Source organism: Macrococcoides goetzii, assembly GCF_002742385.2.
GTDB classification, from domain to species: Bacteria; Bacillota; Bacilli; order Staphylococcales; family Staphylococcaceae; genus Macrococcoides; species Macrococcoides goetzii.
In genome coordinates, this window is sequence record NZ_MJBI02000003.1 from 12,865 (window position 1) to 32,250 (window position 19,386).

21 protein-coding genes are annotated in these 19,386 nt (G+C 34.1%); 10 read left to right on the forward strand and 11 right to left on the reverse strand.

Going from position 1 to position 19,386, the window contains the following annotated elements:
• The first annotated feature begins 45 nt into the window (after positions 1-45).
• Complete coding sequence (locus tag BFS35_RS07965; protein WP_099580476.1) at positions 46-1,251, forward strand: argininosuccinate synthase; 1,206 nt, start codon at positions 46-48, stop codon at positions 1,249-1,251.
• A complete protein-coding gene (gene argH, locus BFS35_RS07970; protein ID WP_099580474.1) occupies positions 1,244-2,620 on the forward strand; it encodes an argininosuccinate lyase in 1,377 nt (458 codons plus the stop codon). The genes BFS35_RS07965 and argH overlap by 8 nt, the downstream gene beginning before the upstream one ends.
• Before the next feature lie 13 nt (positions 2,621-2,633).
• On the opposite strand, the gene BFS35_RS07975 is transcribed toward argH, so the two are convergent.
• The 9 genes from BFS35_RS07975 to BFS35_RS08015 form a co-directional block, all read right to left on the reverse strand.
• Positions 2,634-3,506, reverse strand: coding sequence for a glycerophosphodiester phosphodiesterase (locus BFS35_RS07975; RefSeq protein WP_099580472.1), 873 nt, complete (start codon positions 3,504-3,506; stop codon positions 2,634-2,636).
• 162 nt (positions 3,507-3,668) lie between these two features.
• The gene (locus BFS35_RS07980) at positions 3,669-4,829 is read right to left on the reverse strand and encodes an iron-containing alcohol dehydrogenase (RefSeq protein WP_099580470.1); all 1,161 of its coding nucleotides are present in this window, start codon (positions 4,827-4,829) and stop codon (positions 3,669-3,671) included.
• Positions 4,830-5,130: 301 nt separating this feature from the next.
• Complete coding sequence (locus BFS35_RS07985) at positions 5,131-6,378, reverse strand: Glu/Leu/Phe/Val family dehydrogenase (RefSeq protein WP_099580468.1); 1,248 nt, start codon at positions 6,376-6,378, stop codon at positions 5,131-5,133.
• 92 nt (positions 6,379-6,470) lie between these two features.
• On the reverse strand, positions 6,471-7,664 hold the full coding sequence (locus BFS35_RS07990) for an ornithine--oxo-acid transaminase (protein ID WP_099580466.1): 1,194 nt from the start codon (positions 7,662-7,664) through the stop codon (positions 6,471-6,473).
• A gap of 96 nt (positions 7,665-7,760) precedes the next feature.
• The gene (gene pruA, locus BFS35_RS07995) at positions 7,761-9,305 is read right to left on the reverse strand and encodes an L-glutamate gamma-semialdehyde dehydrogenase (RefSeq protein ID WP_099580464.1); all 1,545 of its coding nucleotides are present in this window, start codon (positions 9,303-9,305) and stop codon (positions 7,761-7,763) included.
• 151 nt (positions 9,306-9,456) lie between these two features.
• Entirely contained in the window at positions 9,457-9,828 is a 372-nt protein-coding gene (gene ygs, locus BFS35_RS08000) for a S1 domain-containing post-transcriptional regulator Ygs (RefSeq protein WP_099580508.1), read from the reverse strand.
• A 77-nt stretch (positions 9,829-9,905) separates the two neighbouring features.
• A complete protein-coding gene (locus BFS35_RS08005) occupies positions 9,906-10,163 on the reverse strand; it encodes a DUF1871 family protein (protein WP_205757154.1) in 258 nt (85 codons plus the stop codon).
• Entirely contained in the window at positions 10,147-10,347 is a 201-nt protein-coding gene (locus BFS35_RS08010; RefSeq protein ID WP_099580506.1) for a hypothetical protein, read from the reverse strand. Before BFS35_RS08010 ends, BFS35_RS08005 begins: the two co-directional genes overlap by 17 nt.
• A gap of 363 nt (positions 10,348-10,710) precedes the next feature.
• A complete protein-coding gene (locus tag BFS35_RS08015) occupies positions 10,711-11,304 on the reverse strand; it encodes a peptidylprolyl isomerase (RefSeq protein ID WP_099580460.1) in 594 nt (197 codons plus the stop codon).
• Between the two features lie 62 nt (positions 11,305-11,366).
• Here BFS35_RS08015 and kapB point away from each other — a divergent pair, with 62 nt between their 5' ends.
• From kapB to mnhG, 8 genes are all read left to right on the forward strand, one after another.
• Complete coding sequence (gene kapB, locus BFS35_RS08020) at positions 11,367-11,750, forward strand: sporulation phosphorelay system protein KapB (protein ID WP_099580458.1); 384 nt, start codon at positions 11,367-11,369, stop codon at positions 11,748-11,750.
• A gap of 146 nt (positions 11,751-11,896) precedes the next feature.
• Positions 11,897-14,272, forward strand: coding sequence for a Na+/H+ antiporter subunit A (locus tag BFS35_RS08025; RefSeq protein ID WP_099580456.1), 2,376 nt, complete (start codon positions 11,897-11,899; stop codon positions 14,270-14,272).
• On the forward strand, positions 14,256-14,684 hold the full coding sequence (locus tag BFS35_RS08030; protein WP_099580454.1) for a Na(+)/H(+) antiporter subunit B: 429 nt from the start codon (positions 14,256-14,258) through the stop codon (positions 14,682-14,684). Before BFS35_RS08025 ends, BFS35_RS08030 begins: the two co-directional genes overlap by 17 nt.
• Positions 14,684-15,025 carry a Na(+)/H(+) antiporter subunit C gene (locus BFS35_RS08035; RefSeq protein ID WP_096077027.1) on the forward strand — a complete coding sequence of 114 codons (342 nt, stop codon included), beginning with the start codon at positions 14,684-14,686 and terminating at the stop codon, positions 15,023-15,025. The genes BFS35_RS08030 and BFS35_RS08035 overlap by 1 nt, the downstream gene beginning before the upstream one ends.
• Positions 15,018-16,490, forward strand: coding sequence for a Na+/H+ antiporter subunit D (locus BFS35_RS08040; RefSeq protein ID WP_099580452.1), 1,473 nt, complete (start codon positions 15,018-15,020; stop codon positions 16,488-16,490). Before BFS35_RS08035 ends, BFS35_RS08040 begins: the two co-directional genes overlap by 8 nt.
• Positions 16,490-16,969: a Na+/H+ antiporter subunit E gene (locus BFS35_RS08045; RefSeq protein ID WP_099580450.1), complete on the forward strand. Its 480-nt coding sequence runs from the start codon at positions 16,490-16,492 to the stop codon at positions 16,967-16,969. Before BFS35_RS08040 ends, BFS35_RS08045 begins: the two co-directional genes overlap by 1 nt.
• Complete coding sequence (locus BFS35_RS08050) at positions 16,966-17,274, forward strand: Na(+)/H(+) antiporter subunit F1 (protein ID WP_099580448.1); 309 nt, start codon at positions 16,966-16,968, stop codon at positions 17,272-17,274. Before BFS35_RS08045 ends, BFS35_RS08050 begins: the two co-directional genes overlap by 4 nt.
• On the forward strand, positions 17,246-17,587 hold the full coding sequence (gene mnhG / locus BFS35_RS08055; RefSeq protein ID WP_099580446.1) for a monovalent cation/H(+) antiporter subunit G: 342 nt from the start codon (positions 17,246-17,248) through the stop codon (positions 17,585-17,587). The genes BFS35_RS08050 and mnhG overlap by 29 nt, the downstream gene beginning before the upstream one ends.
• A 47-nt stretch (positions 17,588-17,634) precedes the next feature.
• Here mnhG and BFS35_RS08060 read toward each other — a convergent pair whose 3' ends face one another.
• Together BFS35_RS08060 and BFS35_RS08065 are read right to left on the reverse strand one after the other, a co-directional pair.
• Positions 17,635-18,027, reverse strand: coding sequence for a PaaI family thioesterase (locus BFS35_RS08060; RefSeq protein WP_099580444.1), 393 nt, complete (start codon positions 18,025-18,027; stop codon positions 17,635-17,637).
• Between the two features lie 25 nt (positions 18,028-18,052).
• Positions 18,053-19,366: a Na+/H+ antiporter family protein gene (locus BFS35_RS08065; protein WP_099580442.1), complete on the reverse strand. Its 1,314-nt coding sequence runs from the start codon at positions 19,364-19,366 to the stop codon at positions 18,053-18,055.
• Positions 19,367-19,386: the final 20 nt, after the last annotated feature.

A 19,386-nucleotide genomic window follows, 5' to 3' on the forward strand; every position in this document is an offset into this window, starting at 1 on the left:
CTTAATTCATAATAATAAATATTTATTACAAAGGGGTTTTTATTTATGACAAAAGAAAAAGTTGTACTCGCATACTCAGGTGGTTTAGATACTAGTGTTGCTATTCAATGGCTTATTGAAAAAGGATATGATGTCATCGCTTGTTGTCTAGACGTTGGGGAAGGTAAAGATCTTCAGACTGTAAAAGAAAAAGCGCTTACAGTTGGAGCAATTGAATCCATTATGTTAGACCAGGTAGAAGTTTATGCACAAGATTATTTAAGTTATGCGATTAAAGGTAATACTTTATATGAAAATACATATCCTTTAATTTCTGCCCTTAGCCGACCACTTATCGCTAAAGAACTTGTAAAAGTTGCACATCAGTTCGATGCCCAATATATCGCACATGGATGTACAGGAAAAGGAAATGATCAGGTACGTTTCGAGGTTGCAATCCATAGTTTAGATCCGAGTATAAAGACGTTAGCACCAGTTCGTGATTGGGGATTTAGTCGTGAAGAAGAAATTGAATACGCTAAAGTTCATAACATCCCGATTCCAATCAATCTTGATTCACCGTATTCTATAGATCAAAATTTATGGGGAAGAAGTAATGAATGTGGCATTTTAGAAAATCCATATATAGAACCACCAGAAGATGCATACGAATTAACAAAGTCACCCGTTGAAGCTCAAGACAATCCAGTTTATCTCGAAATTACGTTTAAAGACGGACTGCCAACTGCAATCGATGGTGAAACATTACCGCTGCATACATTGATTAAACAACTGAATAAAATCGGTGGGGAACACGGCGTCGGTAGAATTGATCATGTTGAAAATAGACTTGTCGGTATTAAATCACGTGAAGTGTATGAAGCACCTGGCGCTATGATTATTATTAATGCCCATCAGGCTTTAGAAACGATAACGCTTACGAAAGATGTGCAACACTTCAAACCATATGTGGAACAACAATTTGCAAATCTCATCTATAATGGACTTTACTTCTCTCCATTATCAGATCATATTAGAAATATGCTGAATGACATGCAGCAATATGTAAATGGAAAAGTTAAAGTTAAACTGTATAAAGGTAATATTACTGTTGTTGGACGTACAAGTGATAACTCATTATATAATGAGAAACTTGCAACATATACGAAAGAAGATGCGTTTAATCAACAAGCAAGTGTCGGCTTTATTGAAATATACGAATTACCTACAAAATTAGCAACAGAAGTTTACAGAGGTGATTTTAATGAGTGATGCATTATGGGGAGGACGCTTTGAAGCATCCATGGATGCGCTCGTTGAGAAATTCAATCAGTCTATCGATGTTGATCAGACTCTATTTTATGAAGATATTGAAGGCAGTATTGCTCATGTGACAATGCTTGGGGATTGTAATATCTTATCACATGATGAAACGAAGCAAATTAAAGAAGGTCTCGAATCACTTAAGCTAGATCATCAAAACAATGCACTTACTTTTTCATCGAAGTATGAAGATATACACTTGAATATAGAACATCTGTTGACTGAAAAAATTGGATCAGTTGCTGGAAAACTGCATACTGGGCGTTCACGTAATGATCAGGTGGCGACAGATATGCATTTATATACCGTGAAAAAAGTAAAGTTAATGATTGAAGCAATAACGAAACTTCAGAATAGTATTATTCATATTGCAGAAGATAATATCGAAGTCATTATACCAGGCTATACGCATCTACAACGTGCACAACCGATACTATTATCACATCATTTAATGAGTTATTTCTGGATGTTACAACGTGATAAGGAAAGATTAGAGGAAAGTCTATCACGTATTAATGTATCGCCGCTTGGTTCGGGTGCATTAGCAGGAACTACTTATCCAATCAATCAGCAACAGACTGCTGAACGATTAAACTTTGATCACATTTACCCAAATAGTATTGATGCAGTAAGTGATCGAGATTATATTCTTGAGACAATGAACAATATCAATCTCATCATGATGCATCTATCCAGATTATCAGAAGAAATCATCATTTGGTGTTCTCATGAATTTAACTTTATTACGTTGAGTGATGCTTATTCTACAGGATCATCAATTATGCCTCAAAAGAAAAATCCTGATATGGCAGAACTCGTACGTGGAAAATCTGGAACAGTCGCTGGCAATTATATCGGTATGCTAATGACACTTAAATCATTACCCCTTGCCTATAATAAAGATTTACAGGAAGATAAGAAATCATTCTTTGACTCAATCGAGACTTGTTTAGATAGTTTAACAATCTATAGCGGCATGATTGATACAATGCAAATTAATAAAGATACTATTTCAAAAACGCTTGAACAAGACTTTTCAAATGCAACTGAACTTGCGGATTACCTCGTAAGTTTCGGAATTCCATTTAGAGAAGCACACGCTATTACAGGTAAACTCGTCGCTGAATGTATAAAAGAGAACATATATTTAAAAGATGTTTCGTTAGAAAGATACAAAGCAATTCATCCTGAAATTAATGATGAAATTTATATAATATTAGCTCCAAAATCTGCCGTTGAACGAAGAACAAATTATAACGGTACGAGCACGCAATCAGTATTAGCACAAATAGAACAAGGCAAGTCTAAGTTAAATTAGACTCGCCTTGTTTTTATTTTTCATTAGAAATACGTTCGTAAACGTCCGGGTAATTTGTGAATACACCATCGACACCATAATCATTTAAACGTCTCATATCTTCTTCTTTATTAACTGTATAAGGATGTATTTCAAAACCAATTGATTTTAGTAATGCTGTATTTTCTTTCGTTAAGTCCTGAAAGCTTGGACCAAAGCCATCAGCATATGTTTTAATTTGACGTAATGTTGCTTCTGTTGCTGAAGACATAAATCCTTTACTTGTTAATTGTACTAAAGGAACATCTGAATTGAGTTGATGCATTTTTAATAAACTCTCGTTTGAGAATGATTGTACTAAAACATGTCCTTGTTTTAAACGCCCTTCTTTAAGTAAACCATGTTGATCTAGCACTGCTAATAAAGCTTCTTCCATTCCAGGGTATACGTCCGGTGACTTCGTTTCAATATAGTAATTAGCATTTTTCCCGTATCTACTGATCACTTCATCCAATGTTGGTACTTGAGCGCCAACATATGCTTCATTTGCATACTCAGGATACTTTTCATTAAACCATGAGCCAGCATCTAGTTGTTTAATTTCAGCTAATGTATGGTCTTTAACTAAACCTGTACCGTTTGTCGTACGATCTAACTTTTCATCATGCAATGCAATTAAATGACCATCTTTCGTCATTTGTAAATCAACCTCAATATAATCTGCACCAATTTCATAATGCCCCTTGTCATATGCAAAGAACGTGTGTTCAGGTGCGTAACCACTAGCTCCACGATGTGCAACATTCATAAATTCTTCGTGTTTCAACGTTTTTGCATTGACTGAAAGTGGTGTAGTTAAGGTAATACCTAATAAAGTAGCAATGATTATTCGATTTGTTTTTCTCATTGTATAACCTCCGCAAATTTAATTAATGTAACAAATAAATTTTAATAGAAGTTAAGCAATAAATGTGAATTAAGAAATAAACTTTAGAATTTTTACATTTAACTTACAAAATTAATCAAAAAAACTAAAAAAAAAGAAAGCCTATATTAGGCTTTCAAAGATTTATAATGCGGCGTGATAAATTGCCATAATATCTTCTTTTTGAAGTTTATAGAAGTTACCGTAAGGTCCATAGATTAAAGTTTTCTCTGCAAATACTTCTAAGTCTTCTTCTTTTACGCCAACTTCGGATAATTTCGTTGGTGCACCAAGAGAAGTCCAGAAATTAGAAATCGCATCAATTCCGAAATTAATTTTCTCTTCATCAGATAAACTACTATCGACATCAAATACATCCTCAGCAAACTTAATGAATCGCGCTGGAGATTTCTTGCTCACATAACGCATCCATTCTGGGAAGATAATTGCTAATCCGACACCGTGTGGGATGTCATATACAGCACTAACTGCATGCTCTAAATTATGTGTCGCCCAGTCCCCAGCATATCCTAATCGCATGAAACCATTTAATGCAACTGTAGCGCCAAGCATTGTTGTCTCACGTGCTTCGTAGTTTTCAGGTTGTTCCATTGCTACAGGACCAGCTTTCATGATTGCTTTCATTACCCCACTGATCATCGCATCTCCAATTTCAGTATTTGATGCTTCATTGAAATATTGCTCCAATAAATGACTCATACTATCGATAATACCATTGGCTGTCTGATTTTTAGGTAATGTATATAGTAATTCTGGATTTAACAAGCTAAATTTAGGAAATACAAGTGGAGAACCCCAACCAAGTTTTTCATTTGTTTCCCAGTTCGTAATTACACTACCTGAATTCATTTCTGAACCAGTAGCTGAGATTGTAAGAATCGTTCCAAAAGGAACTGCACTTTCAACAGTTGCCTTTCTTGTAACGATATCCCACGGATCAACATCACTTGTTGAAGCAGCAGAGATTAACTTAGTACCGTCAATAACTGAACCCCCACCTATTGCAACAATAAAGTCAATATTGTTATCTTTTACTGCCTGCACACCTTTTTTTACAGTTGAAAGACGTGGATTTGGTTCAATACCAGCAAGTTCAAACACATTGTAGCCTTCTAATAATTTGATAACACGATCATAAAGACCTGTTTTCTTAATGCTACCTCCACCATATGTTAATAAGATGTTCTTACCCTCAGTATATTTTTCAATCATTTGTGGTAATTGGTCAGTACTCTCTTTACCAAAGACTAAAGTCGTTGGATTTTGAAATGTAAAATCGTTCATTTTTTATAATCTCCTTTCTATTTGTGTTTATTGTATTAGAAATATTCGATTTTTGGTATTTATTCGACTTAAATATGAATCATTACATAGAATATCAACTTTTGAAATTGGTGATCCCCCAATTTCAGTCCACTTTTGCCATTCGAAATTGGTGATTCCCCAATTTCAGACTACTTTTGACTTTCGAAATTGGTGATTCCCCAATTTCAGACTACTTTTGACTTTCGAAATTGGTGATTCCCCAATTTCAGAACATATTAATAAAAAAGACACACCCATAAAAGAGTGTGTCTCAATAATCTTATGCCCATCCACGGTAACGTGCAGCTTCTGCTGTACGTTTAATACCTACGATGTATGCTGCTAAACGCATATCTACTTTTCTAGCTTCTGCTATTGAATAAACATTATCAAACGCTTTAACTAATTTTTCACGTAATTTTTCATTTACTTCTTCTTCTGTCCAGTAGTAACCTTGGTTATTTTGTACCCACTCGAAGTAAGATACAGTAACACCACCAGCACTTGCTAAAACATCTGGTACAAGTAAGATGCCACGTTCAGTTAATATTTTAGTTGCTTCTGGTGTAGTTGGACCATTTGCTGCTTCAACTACGATTTCAGCTTTAATATCATGTGCGTTATCTTTCGTAATTTGGTTAGAGATTGCTGCTGGTACTAAAATATCACAATCTAACTCAAATAATTCTTTGTTTGTAATTGTATCTTCAAAAAGGTTCGTTACAGTACCGAAGCTGTCACGACGGTCTAATAAATAGTCGATATCTAATCCATTTGGATCATGTAATGCACCATGTGCATCAGAGATACCTACAACTTTAGCACCCATGTCATATAAGAATTTCGCTAAAAAGCTTCCTGCATTACCGAAACCTTGTATAACAACACGTGAGCCTTCAATTTGTTTTCCACGACGTTTCGCCGCTTCTTCAATCGCAATTACAACACCTAATGCAGTAGAACGATCACGTCCTTGTGATCCACCTAATACAATCGGTTTACCTGTAATAAATCCTGGAGAGTTGAATGCATCCATCATGCTATATTCATCCATCATCCAAGCCATGATTTGTGAGTTTGTAAATACATCCGGTGCAGGAATATCTTTTGTTGGTCCAACAATTTGAGAAATTGCACGTACATAGCCACGTGATAAACGTTCTACTTCGTGAATACTCATTTGACGTGGGTCACAAACGATTCCACCTTTACCACCACCATATGGTAGATCAACGATACCGCATTTTAAAGTCATCCACATTGATAAAGCTTTAACTTCATCTTCGTCAACATCTGGATGGAAACGAACGCCACCTTTAGTAGGTCCTACTGCATCGTTATGTTGTGCACGGTAACCTGTAAAAGTTTTTACTGTTCCATCATCCATCTTAACTGGAATACGCACTGTTAATAAACGTAAAGGTTCTTTAACTAGATCGTACATTCCTTCATCGAAACCAAGTTTATCCAATGCTTCATGAATTATATTTTGTGTAGATGATACTAAACTTGTAGTGTTTTCTGACATGTTATTCGCCCTCTTTTTCATTCTTAAGTACTTCAATTTTTATTGTAACATATTTAAAATCTTTTAAAAGCCCTTTTTGAAAACGCTACCATTTATTTTTCGAATACAGATTTTACTTTTTCAATCGCCCAATCTAAATCTTCTTGAGAAATGATTAATGGTGGCGCAAAACGAATTACAGTATCATGTGTTTCTTTACATAATAAACCTAATTCTTTTAATTGTTCACAATATGGACGTGCATTTTCAGTTAATTCAACACCGATAAATAATCCTTTACCACGAACTTCTTTAATAATTGGATTGTCGATTTCTTTTAATTTAGATTGGAAGTATTCCCCTAATTCTAAAGAACGTTCAGATAACTTCTCATCTACCAGAACATCTAAAGCTGCCATTGAAACTGCACAAGCTAATGGGTTACCACCGAATGTAGAACCGTGACTTCCTGCATTGAATACTTCTAGAATTTCTTTATCTGCTAATACACATGAGATAGGGAATACTCCGCCACCTAATGCTTTACCTAAAATATACATGTCTGGCACTACGTTATCCCAATCAGTAGCAAACATTTTACCAGAACGTCCAAGACCAGCTTGAATTTCATCAGCGATAAATAATACATTGTTTTCAGTACAAAGATCACGAACTTCTTTTAAGAATCCGTCTTTTGGAATATTGATTCCTGCTTCACCTTGAATTGGCTCAAGTAATACTGCAGCTGTATTAGGTGTAATTGCTGCTTTGATTTGCTCAATATCACCAAATTCAACTAATTTGAATCCACCTAATAATGGACCGTATCCACGTTGATATTCTGCTTCACTTGATAAAGATACTGCAGCCATCGTACGACCATGGAAATTACCTTTCATTGCGATAATTTCAGCTTGATCCTTCGCTACACCTTTAACATCATATGCCCAGCGACGTGCTGCTTTAATCGCAGTTTCAACCGCTTCAGCACCAGTATTCATAGGCAATACCATTTCTTTACCAGCAAGCTTACAAATCTTTTCATACCAAGGCCCTAATTGATCACTGTGGAATGCACGAGACGTTAAAGTAACACGGTCTGCCTGGTCTTTTAAAGCTTGAATAATTTTAGGATGACGGTGCCCTTGGTTAACTGCTGAATAAGCAGATAACATATCCATGTACTTATTCCCTTCAGGATCCTTTACCCATACTCCTTCAGCTTCAGAGATAACGATCGGAAGTGGGTGATAGTTTGGTGCACCATAATGATTTGTAATTTCAATGATATCTTGTGATTTAGTCATTATTATTCTCCTTTTTTAGAAAAGCAGTAGTGCCTTGCACTACTGCTATATTTATTTGATTATTTTATTTTCATTTATTTATGAAACAAGTGATTCTTATAACATTTCTGATGATGTTTTACCTTGCATATGAAGTACTAAGTAATCAGGTCCACCAGCTTTAGAGTCTGTACCTGACATTTTGAATCCACCAAATGGTTGGTATCCAACAATTGCACCAGTACATCCACGGTTGAAGTATAAGTTACCAACATGGAAGTCACGACGTGCTTCTTCTAAATGTTCACGATTATTTGTAATGACTGCACCAGTTAAACCGTAGTCAGTATCGTTTGCAAATTTGATCGCTTCTTTGAAATCTTTTGCTTTAGCAATACCTACAACAGGTCCAAAAATTTCTTCCTGCATAATACGATCATCATGTTTAACATCTACAAATACTGTTGGATTCACGAAGTTACCAACAGACTCTTCTGTCGTTCCACCAACTAATAATTTACCTTCTTGTTTACCAATTTCAATGTATTCTTTAATTTTGTTTAAAGATTTTTCGTCGATAACAGGTCCCATGAAGTGTTCGTTAGTTTCTGGATTACCTACAGTTAATTTTTCAGTTTTTTCTTTTACTTTTGCAACAACTTCATCATAAACATCTTCTAATACAATTGCACGAGAACATGCAGAACATTTTTGTCCTGAGAATCCGAATGCAGATTTAACAATTGATTCAGCAGCTAACTCTAAATCAGCTTCGCTATCAACAACGATCGTATCTTTTCCACCCATTTCAGCGATAACACGTTTTAAGTTTAATTGACCTTCGTGTACTTTTGCTGCGCGCTCATAAATATGTACACCAACATCACGTGAACCTGTGAATGAAATGAAACGTGTATCAACGTGATCCACAATGAAGTCACCGATATCACGACTTGAACCAGGAATGTAGTTTACTACACCTTTAGGCATACCCGCTTCTTCTAAAACTTCCATAAACTTATATGCAACAACTGAAGTGTTGTGAGAAGGTTTAAGCAGCACAGTATTACCTGTAACTAAAGGCGCTACTGTTGTTCCAGCCATAATCGCTAATGGGAAGTTCCATGGTGAGATAACTACACCAACACCTAAAGCGATATAATCATAGCGGTTGAACTCGCCTGGACGACTTTCAACTTTAACACCATCTTTAAGACGTAACATTTCACGCCCATAGAACTCTAAGAAATCGATACATTCTGCAGTATCTGCATCAGCTTCGTTCCATGGTTTACCTGCTTCTTTAACTAATAATGCAGAGAATTCAAATTTTCTGCGACGAATAATTGCTGCAGCACGGAATAAAATATCTGCACGCATTGCAGGATTAGTTGATCTCCAAGTTTCAAATGTTTCTTTCGCAATAGCCATAGCCTTCTCAGCATGTTCTTGTGTTGCTTGAGATACATGACCAATTGTTTCTTCTCTATTTGCTGGATTGAATGAACGTAATTTGTTATCAGTCATTATACGTTCTCCACCAATTACTAACGGATAATCTTCTCCTAAATATGCATTTACTGTTTCTAAGCCTTTTAACATCGCTTGTTTGTTTTCCTCGATGCTAAAGTCTGTGAATGGTTCGTGTTTGTACGAAATCATTACATTGCCTCCTCTTTGTTTGTTTAATAGAAAACCCTTACATACTATATAATGACTAATTTTAAGAAATACTTCAACCCTTAATACTTAAATTTTGCAAAATAATTTTTTATGCACAAACATGCATAAATTAAAGAAAGAAACCACTGTACTATTGTAGTTTCTTTCCTTTTTCTACCCATTCTGGCAGTTTTTCTCGTAACGATTCGAAACCAATATTTTCTGGTTGCTTAAGTTCTTCAAGTACTGATTTCTTTTCCTTTTTTCGTTCCTGACGTTTAAAATAATCGTTTTCTTTTAAAGATAAATTTAATTTACCATCTTCAGAAATGTCGAGAATTTTCGCTTTAACAATTTGACCCACTGAGAGAAATAAATTTAAGTTGTGGACATAATCATTCATCACTTCAGAAATATGTATTAATCCCTCTGTATGCTGATCAGCCTCAACAAATGCTCCATATGGTTGTATGCCTGTCACTTTAACTTTAATAAACTGTCCCTTTTTGTACTTTTTATTCATCATATTTATCCCTCATTTTTAATATAATTATTTTACCATAAAAATGAGTATAAAAAAATCATGTAGCTAGTAAGTTGCTACACGATTTCACAAGTTGCACGTAATTTATAAATTTCATTTAAAATATCTTTAATTTCTTGTTTATCAGGTGACTGTTCAAAACTATGCATGAAAATTTCTGATATTCTCTGAATTGTTTCGTCAATAGATAATTTTTGATGTACGATATCCATTATTTCGTAATATTCCATATCTCCTTGAGAAGCATCATCAAGCTGCATTGGATTCCAGTTGTTTAAAATTTTGTACATTGCTATATTAAAATCTGGATTCATGGCGTTCATCCTCAAGTTTTCGCATCACTTCAGCTTCAAATATTTTAAACTTTTCTTCTTGTTTCTGTGAATTTCTTTTAAACAATTTAAAAGAAATATAAGCAAGTGTCATAAAGAATATTAATGATAACACTGCCGGGACATATTCCCACTTATTTTCTGGAAAATATAAAAATTCCATCATCATGCATCACCCCTAATCTAATAAATTATTATATCATTAAAAATTCACAAAAAAAGAATAAGTCATGAACATTTCATGACTTATTCCAGGTCGTTGACAAAGCGTTTAGACGCAAGCAAACTGGAAACAATGTTAAAAAATCGCTCTTTGATTTTGAAAGCATTGTTGAAGTTTGCCTAGCGTCTGCTTTGAAGACGCCGTTTATTCCAGGTCGTCGAACTTGCGTTTAGTCCTAAGCAAAATAAAAAACTTTCCTATAAATCGCTCTTTGATTTAAGGAAAGTTTTGTTTTTGTCGAAAGGACTGCAAGTGAGACGCCGTTTATTCCAGGTCGTCGACAAAGCGTTTAGCCCTATGCAACAATTATTTTAATATGTTAATCTTTTCAATTACTACGTCTTCTAAAGGCTTGTCTTGTGGACCAACCTGAACATTAGCGATTGTTTCTAATACATCAAATCCTTCAACGACTTGACCAAATACTGTATGCTTTTGATCTAACCAAGGTGTTCCACCAACTTCAGCATATTTATCAACAATCTCTTCTGGCCATCCACCTTGTTTTAATTGTGATAACATTTGAGCTGGTACTTGTTTCATTTGAACGATGAAGAATTGAGAACCATTAGTATTTGGTCCTGCATTCGCCATAGATAAAGCACCATATAAGTTGAATGCTTCCATAGAAAATTCGTCTTCAAATTTATCTCCGTAAATACTCTCTCCACCCATACCAGTTCCAGTTGGGTCTCCACCCTGAATCATGAAATCATTAATAACACGGTGGAAGATAATACCTTCATAGTATCCTTTTTCAGATAACTGAATAAAGTTTTCAACTGTTTTTGGTGCAACTTCCGGGAATAATTTAATTTTCATTGTTCCTTTTGTTGTTACCATTTCTACTAAACGTTCATTTTCTGAAATTTCTGTATTTAATTGCGGAAAATTAGTCATTTTTAAGCTCCTTCATGATATGATTATTACCATAATATATTAACACAAAAAGGATGAGAAATATGTATTTTAGACTTATGCACAAATCTGGTATTTATATTGTAGAGAAAGTTCAGGAACAGCCAAATGGTGTTTTAGTGAGCATCGAAAGTGTTATCACTCACCCAATGCAGGGAGATTTGCATAATAGAGGAGAAGTTGAAAATGTATTCTTCCATGAACGAAAAGCACTCTCTCATAAAGAAAAACGTATCGTAGATGAAAATTTACTGAAACCTTATACAGATGAAGTACTTCCATATGTCGATTCATTAAAACAGGCAGTATCAAAAATGGAGCAAAAATTAAAGAGTGAAGACACTCCATTTAATAGGAAAGCACTTGATACATTAACAAATTTAAAGCATGATTATGAACGTCAGTATAAGTTTTCTTTCCCGGAATAAAAAAGTGACAATTATATGACGATTTTTTAATTTTAATCTGTTTCTTCTTATTTAAGGAATAGATAATACGTTGTCGCCATATTAAACCATTAGAAATAAATCCGTGTATTTTTCTTGTATAATAAAATACTAAAGGAGGTTTTAAGATGACTTTATGGATAGTATTGCTGCCATTTATAGCAGCGTTATTTCCAATTATTCTACAGAAAAAATTTCGTACTATTCATACGGGTTGGTTTGTACTACCCATTCCTGTAATTGCTTCAATATTCTTTATCAGTAAATTATCTTCATTAGGTCAGACATTATATGAAAAAAATAACTGGATGTCACGTATAGGATTAAATTTAAATTTTAAAATAGATGGCATTAGTCTACTATTTGCATTACTTATTTCTGTGATAGGTATGCTCGTAGTATTCTATTCTATTTCATATCTTAGTAAGCGTGAGGAACTTGGAAAGTTCTATACATATTTATTGTTATTTATGGGTGCAATGTTCGGCGTTGTACTAAGTGATAATATTTTAGCGCTTTATATGTTCTGGGAACTGACGAGTATTTCAAGTTTCTTATTGATTTCATTCTGGTATTTTAAAGAAAAATCAATTCAAGGAGCCTTGAAATCGATGTTAATCACCGTCTTTGGTGGTTTAATGTTACTTGGTGCTATTGCCATCTTAGTAAGTATTACGCACACGACTTCAATAGATGCAATGATACAAAACGCAAATATAATTCAGAATCACAAATTATTTCCGTTAGCTATCGTATTGATCTTATTAGCAGCATTTACTAAATCAGCTCAGTTTCCATTTCATATATGGTTACCAGATGCTATGGAAGCACCAACACCTGTCAGTGCATATCTGCATTCAGCGACAATGGTTAAAGCCGGTATTTATCTTGTAGCAAGATTTACTCCTATTTTTGCAGTCAGTAATATGTGGACAAACAGCTTAATCTTTATCGGCTTATTCACAATGTGTTTTGCATCGATGAAAGCTGTTAATCAAAAAGATTTAAAAGGAATTCTTGCATTCAGTACTATCAGTCAGCTGGGACTCATTATGTCTCTTCTTGGATTTGGCTCATTTGCACTTAAAAATAATCATAATGAACTTTTCATTATTGCAGTTACGGCTAGTGTGTTCCACATTTTAAATCATGCTTCATTTAAAGGTGCGCTATTTATGGCAGTCGGAATTATCGACCATGAAACAGGATCACGTGATATCCGTAAGCTTAATGGATTACTAACATTAATGCCTGTAACGTTTACAATTGCAGTGCTTGGCTTATTAAGTATGGCAGGTGTTCCACCTTTTAATGGTTTCTTAAGTAAAGAAATGTTTATAACATCTGTATTAAATGCAGTAAATAGTAGTTTCTCAGGTCAACCAGTGCTTTCAAGTATTGCATTAATACTCATGTTTATAGGAAGTATGTTTACTTTTATATACTGTATAAAGTTAATCATCGATATATTCTTTGGCTCCCCTAAAGATAATACAACTGAGAAAGCGCCACACGAAGCTCCAAAGTTATTACTCGCTTCACCTATTATATTAATTAGCATCATGGTTGTGATTTCACTTGTTCCAAATATGTTTTTACCATTACTGAGCGCTGCAACAAACAGTATATTAAATCAATCTGTTCATATAGAGCATATCCATCATTTTCATGGATTTAATACACCACTATTTATTACATTAGCTATCATTATTTTTGGTGCACTACTTGTTGCTACATTTAAATATTGGGAAAAAATATATACTATCTTACCTGCTCAATTCAGCCTGAATAGAGGTTATGATATGTTACTTGCACAATCACAAAAGAAAAGTAAGATGATTAATCAGTTTTTAGTGTTAAGAACAATTCGTTTTAGTATGTCTGCAATATTGATTACGCTTATCATCATGACGATCTATGTATTTATTAATAATCCGATTCATATTAATTTTGAGTCGCTCGGTTCAATCCAGCCATATGAGTTGATTCTCGTTGGAATCATATTAATTGCGATTGTTATGATCTTAAAATCAAAATCACGTTTATTTAGTATTATCATGCTTAGTGCTATCGGCTACTCAATTGCTTTATTATTCGTATTCTTCGATGCACCAGACTTAGCGTTAACACAATTAGCAATTGAAACAATTTCAACAGCATTATTTTTAATGTGTTTCTATCATCTGCCACGTCAGTATCGCCATGAAGAAAGTTCAAGATTTAAAATTTCGAATTTTGTAATTGCATTACTTTCTGGTATTTGCGTCACAATCATTGCATTAGCAGCTTATAGTAACAAATTTTATCCATCAATTGCAGAATACTATATTAAAAATGTATATGAACTTGCTGCAGGAAAAAATATGGTTAATGTAATTTTAGTAGATTTCCGTGGATTTGATACATTATTCGAATCAAGTGTACTTGGAATAGCTGGTATAGGTATCTATACTTTAATTCGATTAAGACAGAATAGAGGTGATAATAATGAAAAAGCAAAATAATGATGTTATTTTACAGTTTTGTACACTTGTTGTCTTCTTTATTATTATCACTTTTGCCTTTGCCATATTTATGGGTGGTCATTACACACCAGGCGGAGGGTTTGTAGGAGGACTACTCATATCATCTGCTCTTCTTATTATTTTAATCGCATATGATATTAAAACTTTACAACAGATTATTCCTATTGATTTTAAAAAGGTCATCGCTATCGGTTTAATGTTTTGCTTTGGTACACCGTTAATCAGTGTCTTACAAGATAAGCCGTTTTTCACACATACTTTCGGCGACCTTCATTTACCACTTTTAGGTGAATTGCATTTGCATACTGCAGTATTATTTGATACTGGAGTAATGCTTGCCGTGATTGGAACGACTTTAACGATAATATTAACGATTGGAGAGAATGAATAATGGAAATATTAATCATTATATTAAGTGGCATACTTGTTACTTGTGGTGTTTATTTGATTCTCTCTAAAAGTTTGCTCAGAATTATTATCGGATCATCTATCATTTCTCATGCAGTCAATTTAATATTGCTTACGAGTGGTGGCTTAAAAAAAGGTGCATCACCTATCTATGAAGAGGATCAGCATTTTTATACAGATCCAATTCCACAAGCTTTAATATTAACAGCAATTGTAATTAGTTTTGCTGTTACTGCATTTTTCTTAGTACTAGCTTTTAGAAGTTATAAAGAATTAGGTACTGACAATGTATCTGATTATAAGGGGGTACCTGAAGATGAGTAATTTAATTGTATTCCCTATTATTATTCCTGCAATAACCGCAATAATATTAATTTGTATCGGAAAACAACCTATTATTAAAAGAATGGTAGCTTTTTTTGGTACTTTAATAACATTTTTTGTTGCACTTTATCAGTTTATACAGGTCTTTAAACACGGTACAATATATTTAGAACTCGGAAACTGGAAAGTACCATATAGTATTGTACTCGTTTCTGATATGTTATCTGCAATTTTAGTCCTCACAACAACATTAATTACGTTGATTATGATCTATTATTCTTATCAATCAATTGGACTTGACCGAGAAACATATTATTATTACTCATCAGTGATGTTTATGCTGGCTGGTTTAAATGGTGCATTTACAACTGGAGATATCTTTAACTTATTCGTATTCTTTGAGGTCTTCTTAATCAGTTCATATGTATTAATGATTATCGGAGGAACGAAGATACAATTACAGGAAAGTATAAAATATATCCTTGTAAATGTTACGAGTTCGGCATTTTTCGTATTAGCAATCGGTATGCTGTATTCAGTTATCGGCTCATTAAACATGGCTGATATGAGCAGTAGAATCGATGGCATAGAAAACCAAAATATTATTGTAATCTGTGCGATATTATTTATCTTTGTATTCGCTACAAAAGCAGGTATGTTTCCTTTATATTTCTGGTTACCTGGCGCATATTACGCTCCTCCGATACCAATTCTTGCTTTATTCGGTGCATTACTTACTAAAGTCGGTGTTTATGCATTATACAGAACATATAGTTTATTCTTCAGTCAGTCTGGAGAATTCGTGCACAATATACTGCTCGTATTAGCACTACTGACAATTATATTTGGCTGTATCGGTGCACTTGCATATCGCGATATGAAGAAAATTATCATCTATAATATTATGATTGCCGTTGGTGTGATTATCGTAGGACTTGCGATTTTTACTAAAGAAGCAACAATTGGCGGCATTTATTACTTAATTCATGACATGATTATTAAAGCGAGTTTATTTATGCTTATCGGTATCATTATGAAAATTACGAATGAAACAGACATTAGAAAGATTGGTGGTCTTATAAAAGATTATCCGCTGCTTGGATTCACTTATTTTATTGCAGCGTTATCACTTGCAGGGATCCCACCATTAAGTGGTTTCTACGGAAAATACTTTATCGTAAAAGCAGCGATGAATGAAGGATATGTGATGACTGCTATCATTGTATTACTCAGTAGTTTAATCGTATTGTATTCAGTGATCAATATCTTTTTATATGTCTTCTTTGGTTCTGGTGAAAAATATGTTCAACCAGCTATCAATAAGATGATGTTTGCGGCATTATTAATGACAGTTCTAGCAGTATTATTCGGGGTTATGAGCGACGCTTTATATCCAATCATTGAAAAAGCAGCATTATCAATTCATTCACCAGAAACTTATGTCAAAGCATTAGGGGTGAAATAATGGCGATACAAATGATCATACATACAGGACTTGTCATACTGTGGTGTATCTTAACAGGTTCTGTATCTTTCGGTAATATGTTACTTGGTTATTTATTCGGACTCATAGGGATATATATCATGAGACCATTTTTACCTGGTGGGTTCTATCTCATCCCTTTCTTAAAAGTCCTACGTTTAATCGTTATATTTATTATTGAATTATTTAAAGCAAATATCAGTGTTCTAAAAATCGTTATTGCACCAAAAATCGATATACAGCCTGCATTCTTTATGTACCCAACCGATTTAAGAAAAGATTGGGAAATTAGTTTATTATCTTTACTGATTACGTTAACACCAGGAACAGTCGTCGTAGCAGTGAGTGATGATAAAAGCAAGCTTTATATCCATGCAATTGACTTCAGTGATTTAGATTCAGAAATAGATGGCATTAAGCATTCTTTTGAAGATGCGATAAAGGAGATTGGATTATCATGACAATAGAATTTACCAATATCATCATCATTATCGCATTGATCATCGTCTCTTTATCGATGCTCGGTATATTATATCGCGTCATTAAAGGGCCAAGTTTAGCCGACAGAGTTGTTGCACTTGATGCTTTAGGTATCTCTCTCATGGCTATGATTGCTCTATTCTCAGGGCTGTTAAATACTAAATATTATATCAGCATCATTATGCTACTTGGCGTACTTGCCTTCTTAGGAACAACTGCTTTTGCGAAGTTTATGGAGAAAGGAGAAATCGTTGAATATGATCGACACAATCGTCATCGTCATTAGTATGTTCTTTATTATTATCGGTGCATTGCTGACAGTAATAAGTGCTATCGGTTTAATCCGCTTACCAGACGTGTATACTCGTGCACATGCTGCCAGTAAATCTTCAACGCTTGGTGTTATGTTTATGATGTTCGGCGTATTTCTTTACTTTTTAGGTCGAGATCATCATTTTGAACCGACATTGATTCTCGCAATTCTGTTTATATTCTCTACCGGACCGATTGGTGCTCATTTAATAATGCGTAGTGCCTATTATTCTGGTACAGCTTATACAAATTCAACTGTTAGAGATGAACTTAAGAATGCAGAATAGTAAGGTTAAAAATTTAAAATAAATAAGCTGAGATAAGGATTTCGTCCTTATCTCAGCTTTTTAATTGCAACGGTACATCGTGACGTGGAAATTAATCTATCACTGTCATCATATACTTTTATTTCCCAAACATGAGTCGATTTTCCTTGATGAATAATCAATGCTTTAGCATATACATCGCCTGACTTTGCGCTTGATATATGATTAGCATTAATCTCTAGACCTAATGGAATCTCATCTTTACCAATAAGTAACGATGAGCCATAAGATGCTGCTGTTTCACAAAGTGCAACAGTTGCTCCTCCATGTAGGTAACCAAATGGTTGACGGACAACATCAGTAATTGGCATTTTCATGATGAGTACATCACCATCAAAACTTACTTGTTCAATCTTAAAATGTGTTATTAAACTTGGTACAGATAATAAATTTGAATCCATGATATCCCCCATTACCACTTTTTATCTATAATACCATTGCTGCGATAAATCCGAAAATAATGAGTGGTATATTAAACAATAAGAATGTCGGTACACACGTATCCCAAATATGGTTATGCTGACCATCCATATTAAGACCTGCTGTTGGACCAAGTGTAGAGTCACTAGCCGGACTACCTGCATCACCAAGTGCACCTGCTGTACCAATAATAGCTATAATCGCCATGCTGCTAAGTCCAATAGATTCTCCTAACGGAATAAATAACGCAGCAATGATTGGAATGGTTGCAAATGAAGAGCCGATACCAAGTGTCACAATGAGACCAACGATTAACATAAAAATTATTGTTAATACTTTTGAACCATCAGTGAATGCTACCATGTCCTGAACTAATCGTTCTACATCTCCAGTTGCGCTCATAAGACTCGCAAAACCATTTGCAGTAAGCATCACGACACCAATGTAAGCCATAATCTTAATACCATCTGTTAAAGTGTCATCTAATTCTTTCCATTCATATGCAAATGAAACAAAGAATATTAATATCCCTGCTAATGCACCAAAGATCATTGATTCAGTCATCGTCTGCACAATAAACGTACTTAAAATCGCAAGAATTGTAATAAATATGACATATGGTCTAAGCGGTGGTCTATTCTCAGTCGGTGCTAAAGCTACGGTATGATATGTTCTCGGTTTTCTAAATATAATAAAGGCAAGAATGAGTCCTACAATAAATCCCATAGAAGGTATAATCATCGCTTTATATATGTCACTAAATTCAATCGCATAGTTTGCTTTATCGAATCCTTTTTTAATAATACCGTGGAAGATGTATCCATAACCATAAGGCATCAATACATACGGAAAGTTTAATCCGAAACAAAGTATTACTGCCAACAATCTTCTATCTATCTTTAACTCATTAAATAAACTAAGTAAAGGTGGTATGATAATCGGAATAAATGCGATATGCACCGGAATAATATTTTGAGACATACAAGAAATAATAATTAAAGAACCGAGTAATATTACTTTAGTGTATATTCTCGTATTTTTTTTATTTTCAACCTTTAGTTTATTTATTATTTTTTCAACAAAATAATCTGTAATACCACTATAAGAAATTAATGCTGCAAAGCCTCCAAGTAATGCATAGCTTAATGCAACTTCACTTCCATCCACTATACCTTCAGTGAATATTTTAATGGTTTCTTCAATACCTAGCCCTGCAACAAGACCACCTGTTATTGCACCTATAAATAATGATAGTACAACATTAAGCCTACATAAACTTAATATGACCATCACTAGTACTGCGATTAAAACTGCATTCATAAATAAATAACCTCCAAATA

Excerpts from the sequence above, each read along its gene's own strand:
- kapB (WP_099580458.1), top strand. The coding sequence starts at position 11,367 with ATGTATTTTAGACTTATGCACAAATCTGGTATTTATATTGTAGAGAAA.
- BFS35_RS08040 (WP_099580452.1), top strand. The coding sequence starts at position 15,018 with ATGAGTAATTTAATTGTATTCCCTATTATTATTCCTGCAATAACCGCA.
- BFS35_RS08045 (WP_099580450.1), top strand. The coding sequence starts at position 16,490 with ATGGCGATACAAATGATCATACATACAGGACTTGTCATACTGTGGTGT.
- BFS35_RS08010 (WP_099580506.1), bottom strand. The coding sequence starts at position 10,347 with ATGATGGAATTTTTATATTTTCCAGAAAATAAGTGGGAATATGTCCCG.
- BFS35_RS07965 (WP_099580476.1), top strand. The coding sequence starts at position 46 with ATGACAAAAGAAAAAGTTGTACTCGCATACTCAGGTGGTTTAGATACT.
- BFS35_RS08025 (WP_099580456.1), top strand. The coding sequence starts at position 11,897 with ATGACTTTATGGATAGTATTGCTGCCATTTATAGCAGCGTTATTTCCA.
- BFS35_RS08035 (WP_096077027.1), top strand. The coding sequence starts at position 14,684 with ATGGAAATATTAATCATTATATTAAGTGGCATACTTGTTACTTGTGGT.
- BFS35_RS07980 (WP_099580470.1), bottom strand. The coding sequence starts at position 4,829 with ATGAACGATTTTACATTTCAAAATCCAACGACTTTAGTCTTTGGTAAA.
- ygs (WP_099580508.1), bottom strand. The coding sequence starts at position 9,828 with ATGAATAAAAAGTACAAAAAGGGACAGTTTATTAAAGTTAAAGTGACA.
- pruA (WP_099580464.1), bottom strand. The coding sequence starts at position 9,305 with ATGATTTCGTACAAACACGAACCATTCACAGACTTTAGCATCGAGGAA.
- BFS35_RS08005 (WP_205757154.1), bottom strand. The coding sequence starts at position 10,163 with ATGAATCCAGATTTTAATATAGCAATGTACAAAATTTTAAACAACTGG.
- BFS35_RS07985 (WP_099580468.1), bottom strand. The coding sequence starts at position 6,378 with ATGTCAGAAAACACTACAAGTTTAGTATCATCTACACAAAATATAATT.
- BFS35_RS08050 (WP_099580448.1), top strand. The coding sequence starts at position 16,966 with ATGACAATAGAATTTACCAATATCATCATCATTATCGCATTGATCATC.
- argH (WP_099580474.1), top strand. The coding sequence starts at position 1,244 with ATGAGTGATGCATTATGGGGAGGACGCTTTGAAGCATCCATGGATGCG.
- BFS35_RS07990 (WP_099580466.1), bottom strand. The coding sequence starts at position 7,664 with ATGACTAAATCACAAGATATCATTGAAATTACAAATCATTATGGTGCA.
- mnhG (WP_099580446.1), top strand. The coding sequence starts at position 17,246 with ATGATCGACACAATCGTCATCGTCATTAGTATGTTCTTTATTATTATC.
- BFS35_RS08060 (WP_099580444.1), bottom strand. The coding sequence starts at position 18,027 with ATGGATTCAAATTTATTATCTGTACCAAGTTTAATAACACATTTTAAG.
- BFS35_RS08015 (WP_099580460.1), bottom strand. The coding sequence starts at position 11,304 with ATGACTAATTTTCCGCAATTAAATACAGAAATTTCAGAAAATGAACGT.
- BFS35_RS07975 (WP_099580472.1), bottom strand. The coding sequence starts at position 3,506 with ATGAGAAAAACAAATCGAATAATCATTGCTACTTTATTAGGTATTACC.
- BFS35_RS08065 (WP_099580442.1), bottom strand. The coding sequence starts at position 19,366 with ATGAATGCAGTTTTAATCGCAGTACTAGTGATGGTCATATTAAGTTTA.
- BFS35_RS08030 (WP_099580454.1), top strand. The coding sequence starts at position 14,256 with ATGAAAAAGCAAAATAATGATGTTATTTTACAGTTTTGTACACTTGTT.